General features: G+C 69.9%; 2 protein-coding genes and 8 pseudogenes. 2 read left to right on the top strand and 8 right to left on the bottom strand.

Features of this window, described 5'->3' with window-relative positions; genetic code table 11:
- Window positions 1-80: 80 nt before the first annotated feature.
- Together ABD794_RS17385 and pgl are read left to right on the top strand one after the other, a co-directional pair.
- Window positions 81-691: pseudogene (locus ABD794_RS17385) on the top strand (hypothetical protein); the annotation flags it as partial.
- A 1,141-nt stretch (window positions 692-1,832) separates the two neighbouring features.
- Window positions 1,833-2,562 (top strand): annotated as a pseudogene (pgl, locus tag ABD794_RS17380) (6-phosphogluconolactonase).
- Between the two features lie 326 nt (window positions 2,563-2,888).
- On the opposite strand, the gene ABD794_RS17375 reads toward pgl, so the two are convergent.
- From ABD794_RS17375 to ABD794_RS17345, 8 genes and pseudogenes are all read right to left on the bottom strand, one after another.
- Window positions 2,889-3,212 carry a hypothetical protein gene (locus ABD794_RS17375; RefSeq protein ID WP_344964435.1) on the bottom strand — a complete coding sequence of 108 codons (324 nt, stop codon included), beginning with the start codon at window positions 3,210-3,212 and terminating at the stop codon, window positions 2,889-2,891.
- A complete protein-coding gene (locus ABD794_RS17370; protein ID WP_344964438.1) occupies window positions 3,163-3,315 on the bottom strand; it encodes a hypothetical protein in 153 nt (50 codons plus the stop codon). Before ABD794_RS17370 ends, ABD794_RS17375 begins: the two co-directional genes overlap by 50 nt.
- Before the next feature lie 15 nt (window positions 3,316-3,330).
- A pseudogene (locus tag ABD794_RS19170) lies at window positions 3,331-3,564 on the bottom strand (hypothetical protein); the annotation flags it as partial.
- Between the two features lie 160 nt (window positions 3,565-3,724).
- A pseudogene (locus ABD794_RS17365) lies at window positions 3,725-3,775 on the bottom strand (hypothetical protein); the annotation flags it as partial.
- Window positions 3,776-3,866: 91 nt separating this feature from the next.
- Window positions 3,867-3,980: pseudogene (locus ABD794_RS19165) on the bottom strand (hypothetical protein); the annotation flags it as partial.
- 543 nt (window positions 3,981-4,523) lie between these two features.
- Window positions 4,524-4,851: pseudogene (locus ABD794_RS17355) on the bottom strand (RNA polymerase-binding protein RbpA); the annotation flags it as partial.
- Window positions 4,852-5,009: 158 nt separating this feature from the next.
- Window positions 5,010-5,241, bottom strand: a pseudogene (gene secG / locus ABD794_RS17350) (preprotein translocase subunit SecG).
- Window positions 5,202-6,110 (bottom strand): annotated as a pseudogene (locus ABD794_RS17345) (triose-phosphate isomerase family protein). Before ABD794_RS17345 ends, secG begins: the two co-directional pseudogenes overlap by 40 nt.
- Between the last annotated feature and the right edge of the window lie 20 nt (window positions 6,111-6,130).

Raw genomic sequence — 6,130 nt, 5'->3', positions numbered from 1 at the left:
CGGGGGGCCAGGTACGCGGGCGGCTGCAGGGCGGCGGGAGGTGCTCGGCTACCTGGAGGTAGGAGCGGCATCGACCGCGCTCCACGACCGACACCTACGCGCGATCACGCTGGGCCTCGACAACCGCCGCTGGGGCGGGCTCGTCCAAACCTTCTACCTGCGCGCACGGCAATGCGGCTCGGCCTGCCGCGTCACTCGAGATCGTCGTGTCGTCTTCCAGCGCACGGCCCGCACTCGCCTTCGAGCGACACACGCCATTCCGAGGAGCTGGGGCGAGAACGCCCTTTTTCTGGTCTTTTCTTATCATCTTGTTTCTTAATAATATACGCATCCGGGTGCAGCCGACGATGTGGCAGACACCTAGCGATTCGCCCTCCAAGGTGCGGGCCACTCCGGATGATGGAGGTCCGGGACGTCTCGATGGACATCGCCTACGGCGAGTCAGTTCACGCAGAGTCCATGCCCGAGGCGTACGCGCGGCTCTATCCTCGACGTGCTGCTCGGACGCCACCTCTTCCTGCGCCTGAACACTGAAGGAGGTCGAGCTCTCCTGGGCAGATCCTCGACCCGATCGAGGAGTACTGGGACAATGCACGGCAAGCCCGCGCACAGTACCCGGCGGCACCTGGGGCACGGTCGAGGCGGACGAGATGCTCGCACGAGACGGACGGAATGCTGGCGTCGGCCATGAAGAGCGACCTGACGGACACACACGCGCAGCATAGATCAACAACGCCCTGTTCCAGCGGCCGCGCGCGCCATCGTGCCCACCCGGCACGGCTTATGGTGCTCACGCTGAAGTCATCGTCACCGACGAGCGAGTGAGCACGCCTCGACGCGCCGCGACTCAAGGACGGCCAACGAGGCCTCCCGCGAGCACCCGTCGCGCAATGCTCGTCTGTCATCAAGTCGTGGTCAGCCGCTCGCCGCGCAACGCGCGACAGGCCGGCTCGACGAACCGATGGTCCGGGTGGCACTCCGCGACACCGGCGAGACGGTGGTGCTGCGGCTGTGACGGCGAGGTCATAGACCACGCACACCAGTCGGTGTTTCGGCGGTTACTGCCACCTGCTGCTGCCGGACGCCCCCGTGGTGCCTGGTGGCCGGTGCTCCCGCTCCACACCCCAGAGCCCAAGGACTCGTCTGGGCGCGGAGTCCATCTCGCCAGCGCCGCGTCAGCCGACACCTACGCAGGCCGAGGAGCGGTCTCCGAGCTCACGGCCGCGCGCCGCGAACCTACGCGCCCGGCGACACGGACTGGCCTGACCCGGATCACCCCGTGTGCGCTCGATGCTCGCGGCCGCCCTGACGACCAGCAGGCGGACCACGCGGGTCACCGGACGCCGAGGTCGAGGGCGAGGACTGCAATCGGCGGCGAGCTGCTGGCGAGTGGCATCGCCGACCGCCTCGGAGGTGCCGGCCCGCCGCACGTCTCCCGAGGGCCGGCCTCACGGCGCGTCCGCCTGGAGAGCCAAGGAACGCGTCATCACCCTGGAGCGCATCCTGACGTGCGCTGCTGGCCCGGCTGTCCATGAAGGGCACCGGACCGGAACGGGGTGGCGCTACAAGGCCGCGACACGCCGAGCTCCCTCGCCGAGGAGCTCCGCCGCCTCGACCCTGAAGGGGAGGCACGGTCTACTGCGTCCACGCTGAGTAGGCGGCGTGGAGCGGCTCGCGGCGGCCGCACCGTGCCCGACGCGGGACCCGGCAGGCGGAGGCACCCGCCACCGCGGCCGAGGCGAGCCCGCCCCGGCTCTCTTCGAAGAAGGCCACTCCAAGAAGCGCGAACGTGAGCACGCCCGCAGATCGTCGTCCACCGGACAACGGAGCTGATGGCCCAGGCGCGCCGCGGACCCGGCTCATCACAAGGTCGTGGACGCCGCAGGCGGCCCGCGGCTCGGCCTCCGTCGTCCTCACGAGGCGGGCGGCAACGGCAACGGCTGCTGCGCGGCCTCGCCGCCTCGCCCGCCCGGACGCGGTCGACTGGTCGCGGCTGACCTGTGGTGGCGACGAGGTTCCTCCCCGACGGCGACTCCGAGCGCAACGTCACGCAGGCCCGCGAGGCCCTGCTGGACGCGGTCGGGCTCGACCCGGCGCGGGTGCACGCCATGCCCCCGCGGACGGCACGTACGAGACGCCGACGAGGCGGCCGAGGCGTACGCGGCCCAACTGGCCGCGGCCGCGCAGCCGGAGGACCACGCCGCCGTCCCGTCCTTCGACGTCCTGCTCCTGGGGCGTGGCCCCGACACGCACGTCGCCTCGCTCTTCCCGAGCCTGCCGGGCGTCCGCGAGACGGAGCGCACGGTCATCGGCGTCACACGGCGCACCCAAGCGCCGCCGACCCGGATCTCGCTGACCCTGCCGGCGATCGCGCGGCCCGGGAGGTCTGGCTGCTGGCGGCGGGCGAGGACAAGGCGGGGGCGGTCGCCCTCGCGCTGGGCGGCGCGTGGCGAGATCCAGGCACCGGCGGCGGGGGCGTACGGGCGTACGCGCACGCTGTGGCTCCTGGACAGCGGCGGCCGCCCAGCTCCGCGGGACCTGTACCCGCCGGCGTCGCCGTAGCCCTCAAACGCCGGACGGGCTGATTATTCAGCCCGTCCGGCGTTTGAGGACGAACGCGGCGCAGCCGCGTTGCGGGGTCCGGGGCCTTGCCAGGGAAACGAGAAAGGGACGGGACTGGGGCCCTTCCGCGTCAGCGCCCCCGAACGGCCCGATAGCGGGCGACCAACGCCGAGGTGGAGGGATCCAGCCCCTCCACGGAGACCTCCTCCGTCAACGCCGGCTCCACCCGCTTCGCCAGCACCTCCCAGCTCGACCCCCACTAGGTCGAAACGAGTCGATGTTCCACACCGCCCCCTGCACGAACACCTTGTGCTCGTAGAGCGCGATCAACTGCCCCCAGCACCGACGGCGTCAGCGCCATCCGCCAGGATCGTCGTCGTCGGACGGTTCCCCCGAACGTCTTGTGCGGGACCAGCTCCTCCGCGACGCCCTCCGCCGCCACCTCCTCCGAGCGTCATTGCCGAAGGCAGCGCTGCCCCTGCGCGAACAGAGTTCGCCATCAACAGGTCGTGCTGGGCGACGAGCCCCCGGCTCCAGATCGTCCACCGGCCGGGCGAAACGATCAGAATCCGCGGGGATACAGCTTCGTCCCATGGTGGATCAAACTGGTAGTACGCGTGCTGCCCGTTGGTACCCGGCGTGCCCCACACCACCGGCCCCGTCTGCCAGTTGACCGGCTTCCCGTCCCGGTCGAACCGACTTGCCGTTGGACTCCATGTCCAGCTGCTGCAGATAGGCCGTGAACTTCGACATGGTAGTGGCTGTAGGGCAGCACCGCGTGCGACTGACGCGTCGTGGAAGTTGCCGTACCAGATGCCGAGCAGACCCCATCAGCAGCGGCACGTTCTCCTCGGGCGCGCGCCGGTCCGGAAGTGCTCGTCGACGAGGTGGAACCCGTCGAGCATCTCCTGGAAGCGGTCCGGCCGATGGCGATCATCAGGAGAGCCCGATGGCCGAGTCGTACGAGTAGCGCCCGCCGACCCAGTCCCAGAACTCGAACATGTTGGCCGTGTCGATGCCGAGAAGTCCGGCGTACTCTTCTCCGCGTTCGTGGACAGTGCCACGAAGTGTCTTGGCGACGGCCTCGTCCCCGCGCCGAGCCGGCCAGCAGCCAGCCGCGCGCGGACGTCGTCGTTGGTGTGATGGTCTCGATGGTGGTGAAGGTCTGGACGCGACGCATGAACAGCGTCTCGGCCGGGTCCCAGGTCCGCACGGCCTCGTGCAGGTCCGCGCCGTCCACGTTGGGAGACGAAACGGACCGTCAGCCCACGGTCGGTGTAGGCGCGCAGCGCCTCGTAGGCCATCGCCGGACCGAGGTCCGATCCGCCGATACCGATGTTGACGACGTTGCGGATGCGCTTGCCCGTGTGGCCCTTCGGCAGTCGCCAGACCGCATCCCGGTCCGCGAAGGCCCGCATCTTCGCCAGCACGGCGTGCACGGCGGGACGACGTTCTCCCCGTCCACCTCGACGACGGCCGAGCCGGGAGCGCGCAGGGCGGTGTGCAGCACGGCCCGGCCCTCGGTGGTGTGTGATCTCTTCTCGCGCCGCGGAACATCGCGTCCCGCAGCTCCGCCACGCCGGTCGCCGCCGCGAGACTACGCGACAGCAGTCGCAAGGTCTCGTCGGTGACGAGGTGCTTGGAGTAGTCGATGTACAGTCGCCGACGGTGAGCGCGTACTTCTCGGCCCGCCGGGGGTCCTCCGCGAACAGCCGGCGCAGCCGCACTCCCCCAGCTCGTCCCGGTGCTTGGTCAGTGCGTTCCACATCGGGCATGCGGTCGAGCCCGTGCGGCCCTCAGCGTTCATTTCGGACACAGTCCATTTCTACTCGTAGCTCTCTCGCCTCTCCCAACCTAATGGAGCCGCCGCCGATTCCAGGTCACGGCCCCGGAAACACCACCGGCCCGGCCGGAAGGAACGGTCCTCCGGCCGGGCCGGTCAGTGCTGGCGGTTCGTCAGAATCTCCCACGGAGCTGGCCAGCGCCTCGGCGAGGATGGCCTCGCCGTCCGCGTCGCTGCGCCGCTCCCGACGTACGCGAGGTGGCGTCTTGTAGGGCTCGGTGCGCGGCGGGTCCGGCAGGGTTGTCCCGGTCCTGGCCGGCGGGAAGCCGCAGCGCGGGCAGTCCCAGGTGTCCGGCACCTGTGCGTCACTGGCGAAGCTCGGCTGCGTCTCGTGCCCGTTCGAGCACCAGAAGGAGATGCGCAGGCGCGGGCGACTCGCCCCGCTCCGCCTCCCCCATCGGCCCCGCCCCGACCCGGCTTCCCCGGATCGCGTTGCCACTTGCCACGGTCGTAACTCCCTGCGTGATGGTGCGGCGGAGCGTGACAGTCCGCTCCGCTGCGAGCGCCCCAGTCTACGTAAGGCCCAACGCGCGTCCAGCGGCAGGAGTTACCGCCCGGCCACGAGGCCGCGAGCTCCATCATAGGCCGCGGGTACGACAGAGCGTCAGCTCTTGAACTTCATCAGCAGGCCGAGCACCACCGATGCAGCGAACCACAGCAGGCCCACCACGATGGTGATCCGGTCAGAGGTTGCGCTCGGCGACCGAGGAGCCGCCGACAGAGGACTGCATGCCGCCGCCGAACATGTCGGACAGGCCGCCGCCCTTCCCCTTGTGCATGAGCACCAGCATCATCATCAGCAGGCTGAAGACGATGAGGGCGATCGAGAACCCCATGACCACGGCTGGACCAACTCTCTCGGACTGTTGACGAACGGATGCGGGGCCGGGCCCGGTGAAACCACCGGTCCCGACCCCGACAGGGTACGACGGGCGACGCCCGTCGGCACAGCGCTACCGCGTTCGAGACCTACTGGTCGCGGAAGCGACGATCTTGACGAACTCGTCCGCGTCCAGGGCGGCACCGCCGACAGAGCGCCGTCGACATCCGGCTGCGCCATGATCGCGGCGACGTTGCCGGACTTGACCGAGCCGCCGTACTGGATGCGGACCTTGTCGGCCAGCTCCTGGCTGTAGAGCTCGGCCAGGCGGCCGCGGATCGCCCCGCCAGACCTCCTGCGCGTCTCGGGGGTGGCGACCTCGCCGGTGCGATGGCCAGACGGGCTCGTAGGCGATGACGATGGTCTCGGCCTGGTCGGCCGGGACGTCCTTCAGGGCGCCGTCGAGCTGGGCCAGGGGTGTACGCGACCTGGTTGCCGGCCTTGCGGACGTCCAGGCCCTCGCCGACGCAGAGGATCGGGGGTCACGCCGTGCTTGAAGGCGGCCTTCACCTTGGCGTTGCAGAGCTCGTCCGACTCGCCGTGGTACTGGCGGCGCTCGGAGTGGCCGACCGCCACGTAGGAGCAGCGGAACTTGGCGAGCATCGCGCCGGAGATCTCACCGGTGTACGCGCCGGAGTCGTGCGCCGAGATGTCCTGGGCACCGAACTTGATCTTCAGCTTGTCGCCGTCGACCAGCGTCTGCACCGAGCGCAGGTCGGTGAACGGCGGCAGCACGGCGACCTCGACGGACTCGAAGTCCTTCTCCGTGAGGGAAAAGGCGAGCTTCTGGACGTGGGTGATGGCCTCGAGGTGGTTGAGGTTCATCTTCCAGTTGCCCGCCATCA

This window comes from Streptomyces thioluteus (assembly GCF_039535865.1).
This window is presented reverse-complemented; position numbering and strand designations above follow the sequence as displayed.